Raw genomic sequence first — 19,438 nt, 5'->3', positions numbered from 1 at the left:
ATATTTCATACCCGCCTATATATTACGTGCATATTACTTATATATCACTTGCTTTTATTTAGTTCTTCAATGTCTGTGCCTTACTCTTCTCTGCCCAGGCTTTCTCCATCCCATAGAAGTTTATTTCCTGTCCTGCAGGCTTCCCATCCAGCTCCGCCTGTTTCTGCTCAAAGAAGGCTTTCCAACGCTGATAATACAAGTCTTTCAAAAGTCCACTCCATTCCCGATGCGAATAATCATGTAGTCCGCCTTGATTGGCAGCAATGCTATCTCCCCAGACTGTGATTAATGCGGAAGCATTCCATTCGTACAATCGCTTTTCTTCTTCTGTAGTTCCCAGAGAACGAGCTGCATTCAACCAAGAGGAAACGGAAAATTCTTTCCGGGTAGATAACAAACGATCTTGCGCCAATATCAAGTCCAGGAATTGCTGTGTTTGTTTGCGGAAATCCTCTTTGTCCTTTCGGTCATAGCTCTGTGATATTTCTTCAAGTAACACATTTCCTTTATCGGCATTACTCTGACGTACGATGTCTACCAAGTCATACTCAAAATTGTTGTTTCCTTTATACTGGTCGGCAACGGAAGTAAATAGCCGGGCTGCCTTTGCAGTAGAATCGGGAGCATAAAATAGTTTGGAATATCCCCAAGTAGAAGTTCTGTCCAGATGGAAACCCGGACGGGCACATAACAAAGACTCAATGGTTCCTTCACCCTGATAATCTTTCGGAGCATTGTAAACGGTGTGTTCCAATGCACGCCAAGCCTCCATTATTTCCGGTGAAACTTCTCTGCCATAACGAGCTTTCAAGTAAGTCTGCAACCATTCATCGGAAGAAAAGCGTTCTTCACGCCAAGGAAGTTCGTAAAGGAGTTCGAACATCACCGGATTATTCTCTATGCCCTCCGGGGTTGCTCCTACTCCATGCAACATTTTCCCATTAGTGTGTGCACAAGCATCATAATACCCGTTCACCAGCTGATTCATCCGGCCGTGCAAACCAACATTACCTCCAAAATTCAGCAACATACAATAAAGCCAGTCGTGTTTGCCAAAGCCCTTTTCCCGATACCACATGGAATCCGGATCTCCCCATTGGGGACGTTTCTCACTATATAAATCTAAAACGAGCAAATCTCCCTGATTAAGAGAAGCAATCATTTCTTCCCGAGGATTCGCCTGCCAGGCCTGAATGATCCAAACAGCCTTCGGATTGGCTTTCTTCATAGCTGCCATAATGGAAGCACCGGTTTTCGCCAAGTCGACTCCTTCCGTGTTACCTCCCTCATGAAATGGATCCATGCTGTAATAGTTGGCTTTTCCATAGAGTTTCTCCAATTCCTCATAATACATAGCGGCAAAAGAATCGAAGTGTTCATCTTCCGTAGAAAGGAAAGCCGGACGGGGGAAGCCACACCATTTACCGGGATCAGCAATCTGATAACCTAGCTTTTCACCAATGTTACGGGGAACCATTCCAGCATATCCGGGGAATACTGGTTCAATACCCAACTCCCGCATACGGGCTACGATCTTCTTCTGAAGCGCTTCTTGTTGCTGATACCAGCTATCGGGATTCGGTCCACCCCAACCCTCGAGATTATTCATTTGCCACCAAGCCATAAAGGCCGGGCCGGAAATAAATTCATTGACTTCTTCTGTTGTGTATCCCAAACGTTTCAGCAAATTGTACCAGACCACCTCCATTCCGGTGATGCTCAAAGGCATATTGATGCCATGCATTGCCATCCAGTCTATTTCTTTTTCCCAACGCTCCCAATCCCAGAAAGCCATGGAATAAGAATAAGTGCAATAGTTCAGATAATATCTGTTCTGCATGGATGTCTCCTTACGTATCTTTTCTTGTGGAAGCGGTAGTATTTCCGGTAACTTCTGCGAAAGATTATTCCAGGAAAGATGAATACCGGCTACATATTTCAGATACCAGTTCAACCCCGTAGCCAGAGACAAATCAGAGTTTCCGGTTATCAGCACTTTACCGTCTTCAGAAGATATTTCAAAATAATCTTTTAACGGATTGTTTTCATCAGCAATCATCCGAAAAAGAATTCGATCTTTCGAAGTACCCTCCGTCACACGATCTGCCAATGTATTGACAGGAGACTGTTCGGTTTGGCAGCTACACATCCATGTAGCCCCCAATAATAGAATGAATAAAAGACGTGTATACATAGTTTTATTTACAGTTTGTCAAATATAATAATTAAGAGTCGTATTTTATCTATTTACTACGTTTTATTCAATGAAATAAGAAGAATTGTGGACGACCATATATATTTATATCTTTCACCTTTCCTGATAAGAATGAACCTTTACGAACTTTCACGCGAAAAGCCGAAACCTTATAAATTTCTTTCATGTCTATAATAACCCGGTGAGGATGGTTAGACTCCACGGCCGCATTCGTATGCCAGAAAGAAGAGATATCTCCATCAAACAGGTTTTCTGCTATTCCCAAGTTCTTATCAGCTTGTTCGCTGCTTACATAAACGACTTCCCATTTAGTTTTGTCAATCGGCTGTCCCTTATCATCTATCAGTTCCACTTCCGAAATGCAGGCCTGATTATCCTCTGTGTAGGAAGCCAGAGTCTCTATACAGAAGTGGCGAAGAGTAGTCGCAACCGGTAAATCGAATGACTGCCACTCATTAGTCTCCTGCAAAGTAGTTTTTAATGCAAGATCACCATCTTCCAGAATCGGAGTGCCTACCACTGCACGACGCTGGCCTTTCTGATAATTCTTATCAATACCCAAACTATCCAGAATGGGTTGATTCAATCCTTGCAAAACACGCTTACCCGTATCTTCCATTTCAAACACTACAATTTCATTTTCTCCCTCTTTCAGCCATGGAGCGGGCAGATAGAGTGTTTGTTGAGGACCGATATTCCAGAAACGTCCCAGAGATTTGCCATTTACCCAGACAGCACCTTTGCCCCATTGACTCATATCCACAAAGCAGTCACCTTTCTTCTCTACTGTAAACGTTCCTTTATGGAAAGCAGGAACGCCTTTGATGGTTTCGCCAAACTCCATTTCCGAAACTTTTTCTTTATACAGAGGCAATGGAGTAATAGACCATCCGGTCAGCTTTTCATTTCCCCACAAAACTTGGCTGGTGATACCTTTCCGGTTAAACAGTATATCGGGACCATAGTTGACGCGTCCGGTATTTTCTACCAGAATCTCCAGTGTGGCAGGTGTCTTCGACACATTCAAGGTCACACTGTTCTGATTGTAACGACGATCCAGGCTGGCTACTTGCTTACCATCTATGAGGATCACAGCATAGTCACGCAAATCCTGTATGACAAGTTTCTGTTTTCCCGCTTTTTGAAGTGTGGTCTGATAATGAATATATCCGAAATCAACTCCTAAATCTTCCATCGACAGCACATTTTCAGACTGGGTAGTCGGATGAAATGCAGTCCTTAATGGAGCACTTTCCTTTAATTCGACTGTTGCAAAAGTGGTAGTCGGATTATCTGCCGGAACTTCCGGCAGTACTGTTCCCACAGGCAGGTATTTCTGAATCACTTCCCTGAATGCATGATATTTGGGATAACAATTTCCCCATTCACCCAAGGGAGCGTCATAATCATAGCTTGTGGGCTGGGGCTGATAACCGCCTCCGGTATTGGCTCCATTGGTATACTCAAAGTTTGTACCACCGTGGAACATATACATGCTGACAGAAACACCATGACTCAACATCCAGTCCAGCTGTTCGGCGGGACGTTCATAAGCAACAGAGGAATGTCGTCTGCCCCACTCATCAAACCAGGCCGGATAAAACTCCGCAACAAAATAGGGACCGCCCTTTTGGTACTTATCTACCACTTTGAATATATCTTCACCAAACACTCCGTTCAATGTAGGCAGTGCGCCCTCAACATGTCCGGCTTCCACCTGTCCACCACCGTCGCAGGTAAATAGCGGAACATTGAATCCTGCTTCTTTAATCATATCGCGGATAGCAGCAAGATACTCTTTATCCGCTGCATACGATCCATATTCATTCTCCACCTGCACCATAATAATATTACCTCCATTATTGATGGTCAAAGGAGACAGTTGTTTGCCAAGTTCTTTGATATATCGTTCACAATAGGACAGGAAACGCGGATCTTTACTGCGATAAGTCATATCCTTTTCTTTCAGCAGCCACGACGGGTAACCTCCGAAATCCCATTCTGCACAGACATACGGACCGGGACGAAGAATCACATACAGTCCCTCTTCCTGTGCCGTACGGATAAATTCCGCAATATCAGCCTGTCCACTAAAGTCAAACTCTCCCGGCTGACGTTCATGGAAGTTCCAGAAGACGTAGGCAGACACCGTATTCAGTCCCATCGCACGCGCTCTCTTCAGGCGGTCACGCCAATACTCGTGCGGAATGCGGGGATAGTGCATTTCTCCACAAATCAACTGGATATCCTTTCCCTCGATAGTAAAAGTACCATTTCCTATTCTAACCTGTTCCTTGGGGGAGGAACAGGAAGAAATTAGAAATGATACTATGATGTTAAGTATAACAAGTACGGTTTTATGATTTTTGTTCATCTTCATTCAAATAAGATGTGAGTTTCAAATACTCCGACCGCAACATGAGATCTGTTCTATACGGTCGGAAGTATTCATCAATTTATTTTTAGAATGTAACTGTTCCGAACAGGTTCACGGCATATTTGTCTGCATCATCATACCAATGAGTCACATTCTCTGTTTTAGCAAACTTAATGGCATATACCGAATTGTATTTCCAATCGGCTACTTTTTCGGGCATCCAGATTCCCACTTTATAGGTTCCGCTCACACCGGCTGCCACACTTCCTTTGATAGTGTATTTCGCAGCCTGATTCGGTTCCTGTTCGGTAGCCGGAATCCAGGTTTTAGGATCCACATCCAGTTTGAATTCTTTCACTACCTGGCCGCTTTCGGAAACCAATACGAGATATACCTCTTTCGGATTAATCACCGTAGCAAAACCGGTATTTGTAATCGTCAGATCGTATTCCAAATTTCCACCTTTTGCTTCTACTTTCGATTCACTTTGAAGATTCAGACGATAGCCCAGATGGTCGCGTACAAAATCATAGAATGAACGGACAACTTCATTGCCCTCCTCATCTTTGAAGTAACTCTCATCAAACAGAATGTGATTATCATTTAATAAAGCGGGATTTACCTTTACCCGTTTCCAACTCATGATATTCAAATCATAGTTTTGCGTCACATCAAATGCCGAGTAACGGTGTTCGCGCAAAATACGCAGTGATTTTATCGGACTAATCAACTCTGCCAATCCCCATTCTGTATCCTCATTATAAGGGATCTCACCACTCATATAGAAATTGTTCACTTTCACCTCTTCCGTTATCTGCTTGTAATCATCCGTATTAGGAACAAAGTCATTGCCCGGTGCAAGCGGATGTTCGCCGGCTGTAAAATAATCATTCGCATATCCGATGCGTCCACGAGATCCTTCCTGTTCCAGTGTCAACGCTTTCTTATGATTCGGATAACGCATTTCTACACAATAAGGTGCAGGCAAGGCTCTCAATAAAGCACTGACGATTGCATTCTTCGCACTCTGGTCATTCATCAACGGAGAAGTATGCCACTCTCCCCAAGCACCGATAAAACCAACCTGCATGGTAGCAATTTGTCCAATGTATTCATTCAACAGAGGAGTAAGTTGCTCGATGTGCCGGAGAATCCATTGTTTGGATTCGCCACCGGAAGTATTCAGCCCGGCGTGATTGTATGCAAAACGAAGAATGGCTTTATACCCCTGCGCTTTCATCAACTCGAATATCTTGCGGATATTCGACAGAGCTTCAGCATCCAGGTCTTTACTCACCCAGTTAGTTAAGTAGATATATTGCTGTACAAGAGTCAGGTTGTCGTCCTTTGCATCAAATTGCTCTACTTTCTTCGTATACAAATCATTGCCATAAACCTCATAATCATTATATGGACTTTTCATTTGGTCGGCAAGCAAATTACATTCCAAGTGGAATCCCCTATCGGGATTCCTTAGCGACTCGATCGGTACAATATTTCCTGTTACCTCCGGAGTTTCCGGTTCACTCGTTCCGTCTTCTTCTCCATATTGTCCCGCATATACATCTATTGTATCAGAACAAAAGCTACACATAATACCTAATAATAAGGTAGATAATATGGTCATAGTTTTCTTTATATTGATTAACATGATTGATATACTTTTAATTTTCACCCGATTAATTTTCATTGTAGATAAAACGTGCAGGAGCACCGGTTGTCCAAGGACTCCACAATGTTGCCCCTCCATCATGAAGAATACATTGATGAGACATATCATCAGTGACCAACAGATAACAGTACGGTCCGGTATGATTAGTGATTGCATCACCGCTCCATTGACCGGAAGCACACAAATTGAATTTCCAGTCGTTCAAATGCGCCTGTCCTTTTACTGATTCATAATATTCAGGATCTTTCAATACATTCCATTGACCTTCGGCAGTTCCGGCTTCTGCAAACAAATTCTTATATTCCTGTATGGTCGGCAAACGCCATCCCTTAGGTGCTATCTTATCACGAATATCGTAATGATAATGCACTCCATAGGCTTTCACTCTACCTTCTCCGAGCGATGCAGGTGTCTTTTTGAAATTATTCGCTTCAATATCTGTACCATCAGCATATTTAGTTGCGCGCAGGTTATCTGCCAACCAAACCAATGATGTTTTGTCACTATAAAATATACGAACAACACGATAAGTAATCTTTTCATCTCCACGAACATCTATGAAGCGCATCATTTCTGTCATATTCAGTACTCCGGAAGAACGTGACACCCATTGCCCATCATCAGTCTTCACATTCCAATACACAGAATTGGAAGTCCAACGTTTGATAGAAAGTTTATCGAGCAGTGCCTGAAGTTCTTCATGAGTCAATGATGATTTACCATTCACAACTCCCACACTATGTTCGGCAACCGTCTGTTTCATTTCAGGATCCAGTGAGAAACAAAGCGAGTACGAGGTAGATTCAGGCCATTCCTGGGTATCCCATTCAAACTGCACAGCAGTCTCCGGGGCATTTTCAGCCAAAGAAATCTTAGTCAAATCTTCCGGCTGCACTAATTTGCTAGTCATACGTTTCACCCGAATGGTGCGTGCTTCCGAAGCTGCTGCGGTTATATTACCGGTTTCTTTGACTGTCCAATACAGTACCGCTTCCTGCCCCGCTTTAATTCCCAATTGAGAAAAACTCTGATCGGCAGTCAGTGCAGATATCGCAACAGAAGTCGATTTTCCTGCATCAATTATCACCGGTTCTTTGAATTTCCTGTCAGTACAAATAAGTAGCTTTGCTCCATTTTCCAGAGGTTTCTCCCAAGAGAAACTATATTTCTCAATCGATAAATCATTCAAATCAATGATCGCTCCATCTTGAGGCGCGCTCAAGTAAATATCCGACATCGGAATGATTACATTGTACTTGTCTTCCTTACATCCGGCAAGCAACAAGATTCCTAATAGACTATATAATAAATGTTTCATAATGCTATCTATTTTTTAGTAACCGGGATTTTGAATTATAATGCCTTGTCCTTCAGTAATCAGATGAGTAGGCAACGGGAATTTCTCATATTTATATTGTCCATCCACTTTCGTTTCTATTTTACCTGTCGGCTGTCCAGCAAATCTTGCTTTGGCAAGTGCTGCTTCAATAAATTTTCCGTGGCGGATCAAATCCTGACGACGCACTCCTTCAAAATAAAATTCATGTCCACGTTCTTCCAACAATTTATCCAGAAAATCTTCTACAGATGAAAAATCACTCAATTGATAAGCTTTTAGTCCACCATGAGTAACCCGCACCTGATTCAACAGGCCAATCGCCTCTTGAGTGATACTGTTTCCATTGCGAACGATAGCTTCCGAAAGTAAAGTCAATACATCCGCATAACGATAGATGGGCATATCTATTTCGCACTTCTCACCTACTACCCCCTCAATTTTATATTTCACCGGAATTGCACCGTAGAAGAGTATACCTGTCGTACCACCGTCACGGTCAAGCGCCCGGCTATGGTGTACGCCCTCTGTACCTGTATATTCACCAATAATTCTTTCACGTCTCTTGTCTTTAGGATCATAAGATTCGTATGCAGGCCAGGATATTTTAAATCCTCCCCAGGTAGTCACCGACATTCCGGCAGGAAGCGGATAGTCAGAAGTCAGTACGTGAGCGAACCATTTCTGTTCCATCACACCGGCCTCGGCCACACATGAGAATATGACTTCCGAATTCTTTTCACCAGATAAAGAGAACAGAGAGTTATAATCGTCTACCAATTTATAACCGTATTCCGGTTTTGTCAATTCACGTCCTATTTTCTCCGCCTCATCCCATTGCTTGGTCATCATGTAGAATTTCAGCAATAATGTATTGGCCAATCCTTTGGTGAAGCGTCCGTAATTTGTATCTTCATACTTATAGGGCAACACATTAGCTGCATCTTTCAAGTTGGAAACAATGTATTCACGCATAGCTTCTTCCGACAAACGTGGAATAACAATCTCTGCTTCCGGTTTTTGCAAAGTCTCCAGATCGGCGATAGGTATCGGACCATACATATCATACATCAGAAAAGCCAGGAAACCACGTCCGCATTTCAATTCCGCCATATAGCGAGCTTTCAAGGTTTCATCCATATTCACGTCCTTGATGCGATCCATTGTCAAAGTCATGGAAGCCAAATACTGGGAATAGTCATACACACGACGATAGTCACCGTCGATATGCCAGTCATTAGCTTCATACGAATTGTATACGGTAGTCCATCCCCAAGTGTTTTCCACATAATCGGTTACCATTTCCGAAGTCGTCACATAGCCTGCCGCTACTTCAAAAATTCCCCACGGAGAAAACACATAATAAGCACTCGAATTGACCAAAGCATTTACATCTTCAGCATTTTGGGGAAACATTCCCGGATTAATTTTATTATATACTTCCTGCTCCAGCGTACAAGACGAAATGAGGAACAAGAGAGTTGCTATTGCAGTATAAATTGTCTTTTTCATATTCATCACTTATTAGAAAGATATTGATACACCAAAATTATATGAGGTTACATTCGGATATGCATAGGTTCCATTGTCCGTTTCCGGGTCCAGACCTGTCCAGTTAGTAATCACAAATGGATTATTCACGTCTACATATACACGGAGATTCTTGGCAATCTTCTGGCTGATAGGCACTTTATATCCTAATGTAATGCTTCCACAACGAACGTAATAGATAGATTTCACATAGTAATCCCCCCATCCGCTTCCACCTCTGACAAATGTCGGATCTGTGGCTGTCAGGTTATTGCTATTAAAAGCTTTCAGGGCATAAGTAGAAACATTGATACCATTGTCCATACGTGTCCAGCCCTCATAATAACTGGCTCCTCTCTTTCTGCCGGCTTCTCCATAGAAATAGATATTCAAGTCGAAGTTCTTATATCTGAACGAGTTGTTCAGACCGTAGATAATTTTAGGATCACCATTACCCATATATACTTTATCCTCATCTCCCAATACTCCGTTTCCATCGCGGTCTTTCAACTTCATCATACCCGGAACCAAGTCTTTTTGAGCGTCTGGAACTTTTTCTCCCGGTTGCAGGATGCCAAGCGCTTCATATTCCCACCATGCACGAATCGGATCATTTTCTTTTTCATAAGGTTTGGGTTTCCAGTTCGGGTCACGTGTCAGCCAACGGTCATTGTAATGTGACAAGGTTAATGTCGTATCCCATTCAAAATCTTTAGTAACGATATTCACCGTATTCACAGTGATTTCCACACCCTGACTTTGTGTTGATCCTATATTACCCGCTATTTTATTTATTTCATTATAAAAAGGCAATGGTTTATTTGTCACCAACAAGTCTGTAATCTTACGTTTGAAATATTCGGCTGTCAACTTAAACCGGTTGTTGAGTATACCTAGATCCACACCTACATTAAATTCCGTAGTCGTTTCCCAAGTCAGGCTCCTGTTGCCCAAATCCGAAGCATATACTCCTGTTGATTCTGCACCTCCGATAATGGCACTTCTTCCCACTTCATAATAGTCGTAAATGCGATAACCGACATTAGAGTTACCCGTCTGTCCATAAGAAGTTCTTAACTTCAACATAGACAACCAGTTTGAAGCCCCTTTCATGAAATTTTCTTCACTTATCATCCAACCGGCTGATACGGACGGGAAATAACCCCAACGATTTTCCGGGGCGAAATTGGAAGCAGCATCAGCACGAACTGTAGCTTCCAGTAAATATCTGCCTTTATACGAGTAATTGGCACGGGCAAACAAAGAAGCAATACTGTTAATAGAAGCCCATGAACCTACAGATGGTTTCTTGTAATTTCCTGAACCCAAACTACTATATCCAAAGCCATCTACAAGAAAATCTTCATTTCCGGCACTCAATCCATCATTTTTAAATTTTTGGAAAGAATAACCACCAATAGCTTTCACGTTATGATCGCCAAAGTTCTTGGAGTATTGAGCTGTCAGCTCCATCAGATAGGCAGTACTTGTTTCCTGCGAAATATCCGCTCTTCCGTTTTTGGTCTTTCCCTGCAAAGTTGTCTTAGGCAAATAGCTGGAACGTTTCTGGAAACTACGGTCGACACCTAACTGCAACTTCACTTCCAAGTCTTTCAACGGTTTCACGGATACGAATGCAGATCCTATGATCCGGTCTTTTACCGTATTATCCTTAATATCCAACAAAGACACCGGATTCGCAACGAAGGGACGTTTCGGATCAATGAAATAATTTCCTTCAGAGTCATAGATAGGAATTGTAGGATTGGATTGGATAGCACCGGTCAATACGCCGGAATATTCATTGGCATTGTCTCCCAGAGGAACATTGTCATACTTATTCTGCGAGTAAGTAGCAGTCAGTCCGAAAGAAACATATTCACTCAATTCTTGATCCAGATTCAAACGGGCAGAAAAACGACTGACACCATTATTCTTGACAATTCCTTCCTGGTTCATATAGTTGACAGAAGCCAGATAACGAGTTTTCTCCGTACCACCATTCACAGAAAGATTGTGCTGTTGCGTATATCCATTGCGCATCACCGCATCCAACCAATCGGTACCGCTAGCAGTCAATATTTCATCATTATTGAAAGTGGGTTTATATTGAGTAGGCGGAGTGTCCTGCTTCTCAACATATCCTTCATAAATACCCATTCCGTTCAACTTTAACCACTCTTCATGCATCTGTTTATTATACATATCCATATACATACGAGTATCAAGCATCTTGTAGTTGGAACGAGCTACCTGCACCGACCCCATACCGGAATAAGTCACTCTGGGCTTTTGACTTTTACCACGTTTGGTGGTAATCAAAACAACTCCATGTCCGGCACGCGCACCATAAATAGCTGTGGAAGCAGCATCTTTCAACACAGAAATGGATTCAATATCATCCGGATTCAATGATTCCAGTACATTATCAATATTACCCGATTCATAGAAACCATTACCAGAACTTAAATTGGAAGTAGAAGATACCGGGAAGCCGTCGATTACAAATAAAGGTTCATTACCAGCACCGGTAGACGCTTCTCCACGAATACGAAACTTCGCCTCACCACCCGGCTGTGCAGAAACCTGGTTCACACGGAACCCCGCTGCCTTACCCGCCAACGCACGAGATACATTCGGTACGGTATTCATCTCCACATCTCCCATGTTTACCATAGAAACGGCACCTGTCAATGTCTTCTTGCTCTGTGTACCATAACCCACCACTACCACTTCATCGAGTTGTTTGGAATCTTCCTGCAAAATGATTTTCATATTTTTTCCGGGTTGCACGGCAACCGTTTGAGACTGATAGCCGATATAGGAGATATCGAGCTGTGCCTTCGATGAAGAGACGGAGATTTTGAAGTTCCCGTCAATATCTGTTATCGTACCGTTACCCTGTACTCCTTTTTCTAATACACTGGCTCCGATAATCGGCTCCCCTTGTGCATCTGATATAGTACCGGATACGGTTATTTTCTTTTCTTGTTCAGGAGACTGTGCCTCAATGGATAATATAATCTTCTTGTCTAGTACCGAATATTTTACATTAGTACCGGAAAAGATTTCTTTCAACACACTAAAAATGTTGCTTTTATCAGCAGAAACTGATACGCGACGATTCAAATCGACATGCTTATTATTGAAGAAGAAATCAAAATCAGACTGCTCTTCAATTTCTTTTAGAATGTCCTCCACCCGCTGATTACGTACATCAATACTGATTAAAGCCTTTTGAGCGTAACTATCGGCTGCATAGGTCAGCCCAATAGAACATACTAAGAACAAAACCAATAGTCTCATAGATAATGGGATTTTTTTTGAGGTTAGCCAAAGTGACTTTACCACCCATAAAAATTGGATGCTAAAATAATTTTGCATAATTTTGTAATGACTTAAAGTTAATAAAAAGTTTATCTAAGCTTGTCGCCAAACAAGCATCAAAAAGATTTACCGATTTCCATACGGGAAGATACGCCAATATCCTCCCGTATGTTTTTGTTTAAGGGGGTCTGTCTTTCATTGCATTTTTGTTTTAAGGTTAATCAATCAATATATTTCTATTTTACTCTTTTCATCTTTTATATCCGGCGAATCAAGATAACGCCAACGGATTTGAGAAGAAAGCTGGAAATATTCCAGAATACGCTCGAGGCGTTGATTTGTAAACGTACCTGTAAACGAGTCTCCTTTCAAGCGGTCGTTTTTAATAATGAATTCCACATTATACCGCTTCTCCAACATTCGCAATCCCTCTTCGAGAGAAGTATTTCTAAATATAATCTTTCCCTCTTTCCAAGCTATTTCCGACTCACCGGAGGTGGCATAAAGCTGCACTTTACTGTCTCTTGTATCATAGACCAGCTTCTGTCCGGGATCCATCAGCACCTTTTTCGAACCATTGTCAGATGAATAAATAAAACCTATCTTTCCTTCAACCAATGTTGCTGCAATCCGGTCTTCTTTTTCATAAGCCTCTACATTAAAATGAGTTCCCAGTACTTCGATCTGTGATTGGTGGGAAGTAGAAACTATAAACTTCTTTTCCGGGTTCTTGGCTACTTCAAAATAAGCCTCTCCCTGCAATGTTACATTTCTCGTGTCGCTATCGAAGCGTGAGGGATAACTCAAGGTAGATTCGGAATTCAGGAAAACCAATGTGCCATCGGGCAATGTCAGAGAAGTCATCATTCCGGGATTTGTTTTCACTTCCATCATTTGTGCCAATTCCTGTTCGCTTCCTCCCCAATGTTGTACCATCAGAGTAACGAGAAGTGGAATGAACAGCACTGCTGCCGCACGTTGCGCCCATTCCCACCATGTCGTTTTCCTTTGTCTGTTACCTGTCATTCTACTTTTCACCTTTGTCAATGCTTTCTCTGTGTCGACTTTCGTCATGATGTGAACAGTATCTGTAGCAAGATAGAGAGCATGTATCTGTTTGGCCATCCGCCGGTTTTCTTCCGACTCATCCATCCACGTCTCAACCTGCAGACGCTCTTCTTCCGTTGCCAGTCCCTCACAATAACGGGGAAGCAATTCTTCTATTGTATTTTTATCAGTCTTATCCATATTCGTATTTTATTGCCTTTTACTATAAGACAAGAGAGACTTGTGGGATTCCTAAACCAAATCTCATTTTTTTTCAGAAAATCTTTGTTTTCTTATAAAAAAGCTATATTTGCAGTGAAATATCAAACTAATACATGAAAGAAATTCACCTGTTAGAAAACAATTATTTACTATCTGCCATACAACAGGGAGACCAAAAGGCATTCGACGCACTGTTTCGGAGGTATTATCCGACACTGTGTGCTTATGGTCATCGTTTTGTAGATCTGGAAGATGCGGAAGAAATTGTGCAGGATTCTCTTTTATGGATTTGGGAGAACAGAGAAAATTTGTTTATCGAAACCTCGCTTAGTTCGTACCTTTTTAAAATGATATACCGCAAAGCTCTGAACAAGCTTGCACATATTGACGCCACTCAACGTGCCGACACTCGATTTTATGAAGAAATGCAGGAGATGCTACAAGATACGGATCTTTATCAAGTCGAAGAGTTGACACAACGCATCAAGGATGCCATTGCCACATTGCCGGAAAGTTACCGGGAAGCTTTCGTGATGCATCGGTTCCGGGATATGAGTTATAAAGAAATAGCGGAAATTCTGGGAGTATCTCCCAAAACTGTAGATTACCGCATTCAGCAGGCATTAAAGCAACTACGCGTAGATTTAAAGGATTATCTGCCATTATTGCTACCGATTCTATTTCCTTAAAATAAACCCGCTATCTATTTTCTGATCTATTACGTTCTATTTACTAAAGTACTAATAGATAACTTCCGTTGTATTAGGGATAAACTTACATTCCCCTACTGCCAAACTTCTTTTTGACCGAGAGAAAACTATAATTGCAAGCTTCATTTATAAAAACAGAAGTTCTGATTATATAATTGCAAGTTTCGTTTATACAATCAGAACTTGCGTTTATAGTTTCTTCTTAGTCAAAGACAACTTATCCAATAAGGGAAAGGAAGTTTGCAATAAGAGCATAGCAACTTATCTACTGATAGATTGGAAAGAAATAAAGCATTAATTCTGCCGATAAGGTAAGGTAAACCAGAAAGTAGATCCTTTGTTTTCTTTCGACTCCACTCCTATTTTCCCTCCCAGGCGGTCTACAATCGTATGGCAGATAGAAAGTCCCAGTCCGGTACCTTGCACAAAGGAATTGTACTTCACAAACCGTTCGAAGACATGGATACACTGTTCAGAAGACATTCCACAGCCAGTATCCGACACATAAAAATAAATCGTTTCGGAGTCTAGCAGACGATACCCCATACGAATGGTACCCACTTCTGTAAATTTGATGGCATTAACAATGAAATTGGCAAGTAACTGAATCAAACGGTTCTTATCCGTATATAATGTACATTCGGGCAGTCTCTCCACAAATGTGCAAGTCACATTATTGTGTCGCAGACGTAACTGCATACTCTGCTCGATTTCTTCAAGCGTCCGATTCACATCAATCAAGGCAGGATAGAAATCGAATGTACCGGCTTCAATCTTCGACAAATCCAGAATATCATTAATCAACTGGAGCAACAAATCCGTATTTGTTTCAATGAGGTCTGCATATTCGGACATTTCTTCACGGTTTTCGACATGAGGAAGCATATTGGAGAATCCTACAATGGCATTCAAGGGCGTACGTATCTCATGACTCATATTAGCCAGGAATGCGGATTTCAATTGATTGGCCTGTTCCGCTTTTTCCATTGCTTCATGCAGACGACTATATGCTTTCCGAAGAATGCTGATATAATATATGATAGCAACAATCAGAATTAACAGGAAGATGGAACAGACAATAATTTCAACAGAATACTGCTGAAAAAAAGTCTTGGGCTCATTGACATAAACAGCATCGGCCGGGTAACGGTATGACAGTATATTATGAGCTTTCAATACCGGATAACAAAGATAGGCACTTCCTTTCCCTCCCACTCCACCGGGAATATTCCGGGCCTGTTCACCCTTCAATATCCGATCAAGAATCTCCAGCAGAGAATCGCTGAAAGATTCTGCCGAGACATAGTACCCTCCCGCAAAAGTATTGTTCGATAAATCTTCATGAGAAAGCAGGAACAGAGGCGAAGGAGTAAAATTAGTGATAATCTCCTGAATGTGATCGAAGAGATAGTTGTTATCATTCTCGTTATGCGACTCAAACCATGAATAATAGATAATCCCCGTATTGGATTTATAGCTGCGCAACGTATCGAGTAGCATTTCCGTGGATAATTGAGTAGTGGAAAGAAGCTCCAGACGCAAATCAGGAAAGTTTTCCTCTACGGCTTCTTTCACATCTCGGCGGGTTTCTTCACTGATATACCGATCGTCTGAAATAAAAGCCAGACGTTCCATGTCAGGTATCAGTTTATAAATTAAATCTACGGTCTCCTTGACGTAATAATGCTGCTTCAAGGAAGTGATATTATATTCCCGTCTCCATTCTTCCGCAGAAACACTGTTACTTTCTGTGAGTGGAGCATGAGACAGCAGGATATCCAGAGAAGCAGGCAAACGATCGCGGGCATTTGTCACAACTACCGGGACATCTTCCCATACATCATCAAACAATTCACGGCAAACAATCCATCCCGGATCTCCAATCATCACAATAGCAGTGGGAGGCTCCGGATACTTCTGACGCAAATGGGTGACTACGGCATTCGCCTCCATCTCATTCACCAGAGCAGGTACGGAAAGCGATTCCGCCTTCACAGAAATTCCTTGTTTCTGAAGAGCATCATGAAGACACCAATAAAAGTTTTTAGCCCAAGGCAGATTGAAATTAATCGAGTTTAAAACCAGTACTTCTTTATTTGTATTTTCGGTTCGGGCTGACGCAGGTGATAAGAATCCTTCAATAAAAAGGAATAATCCAAGGAGGAATGGAATGATCCGTAACGATTGTTTCATTTGTGGTATTCTATAAATAGCGGAAGCAAAGATAGTATTAATTTCTTTAGTGCAAAAAAAAGGCATCCCAAAACGAATTGAGATGCCCTTTATTATATAAAATTAAGTATCAAAGGATTATGATTTCTTCAAAGCCGCAATACTTTCTTTCAAAGAATTAATGATGCTCTCTGCATCGGCTTGCTTCTTACGTTCCAGTTCAAGAACGGCAGCCGGAGCATTATTGACGAATTTCTCGTTGCTAAGTTTCTTCATCACTCCCTGCAAGAATCCTTCTTTATGCTTCAATTCGGCTTCCATACGAGCGATTTCGGCTTCCACGTCAATCATATTACCCAATGGCACGGCAAATTCGGTCGTTCCTATCATGAAAGAAGAAGCACCTTCTGATTTGCTTTCTACCACTGTTACGGAAGACAGGTTACACATCTTGATTATCACCGGATTCAATTTCTCTACCGGATGAGTGCCTACAACCTGCAATTCGAGTTCTTCTTTCAGAGCAATGTTCTTCTGCAAACGGATGCTACGGACATTACTGATGATTTCCTTAGCTACTTCAAACTCTGCCAGGAATTGTTCATTTGCTCCGACCGGTTCAAACAGTTGAGTAACCATCAAACTTTCACCCGGTTCACGCTCACGCAGTTGTTGCCACAATTCTTCTGTGATAAATGGCATAAAAGGATGCAGCAATTCAAGCAGACGCTCGAAAGAGCTAAGAACCATACTATAAATAAAGCCATTAACAGGCTGTCCATAAGCAGGTTTCACGATTTCCAACAGCCAAGAAGAGAATTCATCCCAGAACAGTTTGTAAACCAGCATCAACGCTTCGCTCAAACGATATTTGGAGAAGAGATCGGCCACTTCAACAGCTGCCGCATCCAGTCTTTGGTCAAACCACTGAACTGCCAGATGTGCATCGGTAGGGATCTCAATAGTACCTTTGGCATTTGTCCAGCCCTTAATCAGACGGAAAGCATTCCATATCTTGTTGCAGAAGTTACGTCCCTGTTCGCAAAGTGCGTCATCGAAAAGAATATCGTTTCCGGCAGGAGCAGAAAGCATCATACCCATACGTACTCCATCGGCTCCGTATTTCTCGATCAACTCCAACGGGTCGGGAGAATTACCGAGTGACTTGGACATTTTACGTCCCAGTTTATCACGAACGATCCCTGTGAAGTAAACGTTCTTAAACGGCATCTGTCCTTCGTACTCGTAGCCTGCCATAATCATACGGGCTACCCAGAAGAAGATAATATCCGGTCCTGTCACAAGGTCGCTGGTCGGATAGTAATAGTTGATTTCTTCGTTACCCGGATTGTTGATTCCGTCGAACAAAGAGATAGGCCACAACCAGGAAGAGAACCAGGTATCCAGACAATCTTCGTCCTGACGGAGATCTTCGATTGTCAAGGCGGCATTGCCGGTTTTCTCCTTCGCTTTTGCCAATGCTTCTTCTGCTGTAGCAGCTACCACATAACCGCCCTCCGGAAGGAAATAAGCAGGAATGCGATGTCCCCACCACAACTGACGGCTGATACACCAGTCTTTAATGTTCTCCATCCAGTGACGGTAGGTATTCTTGTATTTTGCAGGATAGAACTTCAGTTCATCGTTCATTACCGGAGGCAATGCCATGTCTGCAAAATGCTGCATCTTGAGGAACCATTGCATAGATAGTTTCGGTTCGATCACTACGTTGGTACGTTCCGAGTAACCTACCTTATTTGTATAAGCTTCTGTCTTGTCCAGCAGTCCGGCAGCTTTGAGGTCTTTCTCTATCTGTTTACGAACGTCGAAACGATCCATGCCGATATACATACCGGCAACTTCGCTCAATGTACCGTTATCGTTGAAGATATCAATGCTAGGCAGGTTGTACTTTTCACCCAGCATATAGTCGTTTACGTCATGAGCAGGAGTCACTTTCAGGCAACCTGTACCAAATTCGATGTCTACATAATTATCTTCAATCACAGGGATGGCGCGGTTTACCAGCGGAACGATCACTTTCTTGCCTTTCAGCCATTCGTTTTTCGGGTCGTTCGGGTTGATACACATCGCTGTGTCACCCATGATTGTTTCAGGGCGGGTAGTTGCCACTACGGCATAGCGTCCTTCCGGATCACCTTCTACTTTATAGCGGAGGTAATATAGTTTTCCGTGCTCTTCTTTGTAGATCACTTCCTCGTCAGAAAGAGCTGTCAACGCTTTCGGGTCCCAGTTTACCATACGGACACCGCGGTAGATCAATCCTTTATTGAACAGGTCTACAAAAACTTTCAGTACACTTTCACTGCGTTTCTCGTCCATAGTGAAAGCAGTACGATCCCAGTCGCAGGATGCACCGAGTTTGCGGAGCTGTTTCAGGATGATACCTCCGTGTTCGTCTGTCCAGTCCCAGGCATGTTTCAGGAATTCGTCACGAGTCAGGTCGGTTTTCTTGATGCCTTGAGCAGCAAGTTTGTTTACTACTTTAGCTTCAGTAGCAATAGAAGCATGGTCAGTTCCCGGTACCCAGCAGGCATTCTTGCCTTCCATACGGGCACGACGAACTAAAATATCCTGAATGGTATTATTAAGCATGTGTCCCATGTGCAACACACCGGTGACGTTCGGGGGCGGAATGACGATGGTGTAAGGTTCACGGCCATCGGGTTTCGAACTGAATAAATGATGGTCCAGCCAATACTGGTACCATTTTCCCTCCACGTCAGCGGGATTGTACTTACTTGCTAATTCCATATTGTTTTATGTATATATGATAATGTATATTCTAAAAATAACGGGTGCAAAATTA

General features: G+C 42.3%; 10 protein-coding genes. 1 reads left to right on the top strand and 9 read right to left on the bottom strand.

The features are described 5' to 3' along the window. Positions 1-58 precede the first annotated feature (58 nt). The 7 genes from NQ505_RS11780 to NQ505_RS11750 all read right to left on the bottom strand — a co-directional run bounded on the left by NQ505_RS11780 (position 59) and on the right by NQ505_RS11750 (position 13,705). Positions 59-2,194 carry an alpha-N-acetylglucosaminidase gene (locus tag NQ505_RS11780; protein WP_008650997.1) on the bottom strand — a complete coding sequence of 712 codons (2,136 nt, stop codon included), beginning with the start codon at positions 2,192-2,194 and terminating at the stop codon, positions 59-61. A gap of 67 nt (positions 2,195-2,261) precedes the next feature. Next, positions 2,262-4,589 carry a beta-galactosidase gene (locus tag NQ505_RS11775; protein WP_009000563.1) on the bottom strand — a complete coding sequence of 776 codons (2,328 nt, stop codon included), beginning with the start codon at positions 4,587-4,589 and terminating at the stop codon, positions 2,262-2,264. A gap of 88 nt (positions 4,590-4,677) precedes the next feature. Continuing rightward, positions 4,678-6,243, bottom strand: a complete 1,566-nt coding sequence (locus NQ505_RS11770; protein ID WP_004325013.1) for a DUF4874 domain-containing protein — start codon at positions 6,241-6,243, stop codon at positions 4,678-4,680. 28 nt (positions 6,244-6,271) lie between these two features. Next, positions 6,272-7,582, bottom strand: a complete 1,311-nt coding sequence (locus NQ505_RS11765) for a SusE domain-containing protein (protein WP_004301860.1) — start codon at positions 7,580-7,582, stop codon at positions 6,272-6,274. A 15-nt stretch (positions 7,583-7,597) separates the two neighbouring features. Further along, on the bottom strand, positions 7,598-9,112 hold the full coding sequence (locus NQ505_RS11760) for a RagB/SusD family nutrient uptake outer membrane protein (protein WP_009000562.1): 1,515 nt from the start codon (positions 9,110-9,112) through the stop codon (positions 7,598-7,600). 12 nt (positions 9,113-9,124) lie between these two features. Further along, positions 9,125-12,514: a TonB-dependent receptor gene (locus tag NQ505_RS11755; RefSeq protein ID WP_009000561.1), complete on the bottom strand. Its 3,390-nt coding sequence runs from the start codon at positions 12,512-12,514 to the stop codon at positions 9,125-9,127. A gap of 168 nt (positions 12,515-12,682) precedes the next feature. Beyond that, positions 12,683-13,705: a FecR family protein gene (locus NQ505_RS11750; protein ID WP_009000560.1), complete on the bottom strand. Its 1,023-nt coding sequence runs from the start codon at positions 13,703-13,705 to the stop codon at positions 12,683-12,685. A 134-nt stretch (positions 13,706-13,839) separates the two neighbouring features. On the opposite strand from NQ505_RS11750, the gene NQ505_RS11745 reads away from it, so the two are divergent. Continuing rightward, a complete protein-coding gene (locus NQ505_RS11745) occupies positions 13,840-14,415 on the top strand; it encodes an RNA polymerase sigma-70 factor (protein WP_009000559.1) in 576 nt (191 codons plus the stop codon). 315 nt (positions 14,416-14,730) lie between these two features. On the opposite strand, the gene NQ505_RS11740 is transcribed toward NQ505_RS11745, so the two are convergent. Next, a complete protein-coding gene (locus tag NQ505_RS11740) occupies positions 14,731-16,629 on the bottom strand; it encodes an ATP-binding protein (protein WP_009000558.1) in 1,899 nt (632 codons plus the stop codon). A 117-nt stretch (positions 16,630-16,746) separates the two neighbouring features. Next, on the bottom strand, positions 16,747-19,383 hold the full coding sequence (locus NQ505_RS11735) for a valine--tRNA ligase (protein ID WP_009000557.1): 2,637 nt from the start codon (positions 19,381-19,383) through the stop codon (positions 16,747-16,749). Between the last annotated feature and the right edge of the window lie 55 nt (positions 19,384-19,438).

The organism is Bacteroides sp. D2 (genome assembly GCF_025147085.1).
Taxonomy (GTDB): Bacteria; Bacteroidota; Bacteroidia; order Bacteroidales; family Bacteroidaceae; genus Bacteroides.
This window is presented reverse-complemented; position numbering and strand designations above follow the sequence as displayed.

Coding starts and splice junctions, on each gene's coding strand:
- NQ505_RS11775 (WP_009000563.1), bottom strand. CDS start 4,589: ATGAACAAAAATCATAAAACCGTACTTGTTATACTTAACATCATAGTA.
- NQ505_RS11770 (WP_004325013.1), bottom strand. CDS start 6,243: ATGTTAATCAATATAAAGAAAACTATGACCATATTATCTACCTTATTA.
- NQ505_RS11745 (WP_009000559.1), top strand. CDS start 13,840: ATGAAAGAAATTCACCTGTTAGAAAACAATTATTTACTATCTGCCATA.
- NQ505_RS11750 (WP_009000560.1), bottom strand. CDS start 13,705: ATGGATAAGACTGATAAAAATACAATAGAAGAATTGCTTCCCCGTTAT.
- NQ505_RS11765 (WP_004301860.1), bottom strand. CDS start 7,582: ATGAAACATTTATTATATAGTCTATTAGGAATCTTGTTGCTTGCCGGA.
- NQ505_RS11755 (WP_009000561.1), bottom strand. CDS start 12,514: ATGCAAAATTATTTTAGCATCCAATTTTTATGGGTGGTAAAGTCACTT.
- NQ505_RS11735 (WP_009000557.1), bottom strand. CDS start 19,383: ATGGAATTAGCAAGTAAGTACAATCCCGCTGACGTGGAGGGAAAATGG.
- NQ505_RS11780 (WP_008650997.1), bottom strand. CDS start 2,194: ATGTATACACGTCTTTTATTCATTCTATTATTGGGGGCTACATGGATG.
- NQ505_RS11760 (WP_009000562.1), bottom strand. CDS start 9,112: ATGAAAAAGACAATTTATACTGCAATAGCAACTCTCTTGTTCCTCATT.
- NQ505_RS11740 (WP_009000558.1), bottom strand. CDS start 16,629: ATGAAACAATCGTTACGGATCATTCCATTCCTCCTTGGATTATTCCTT.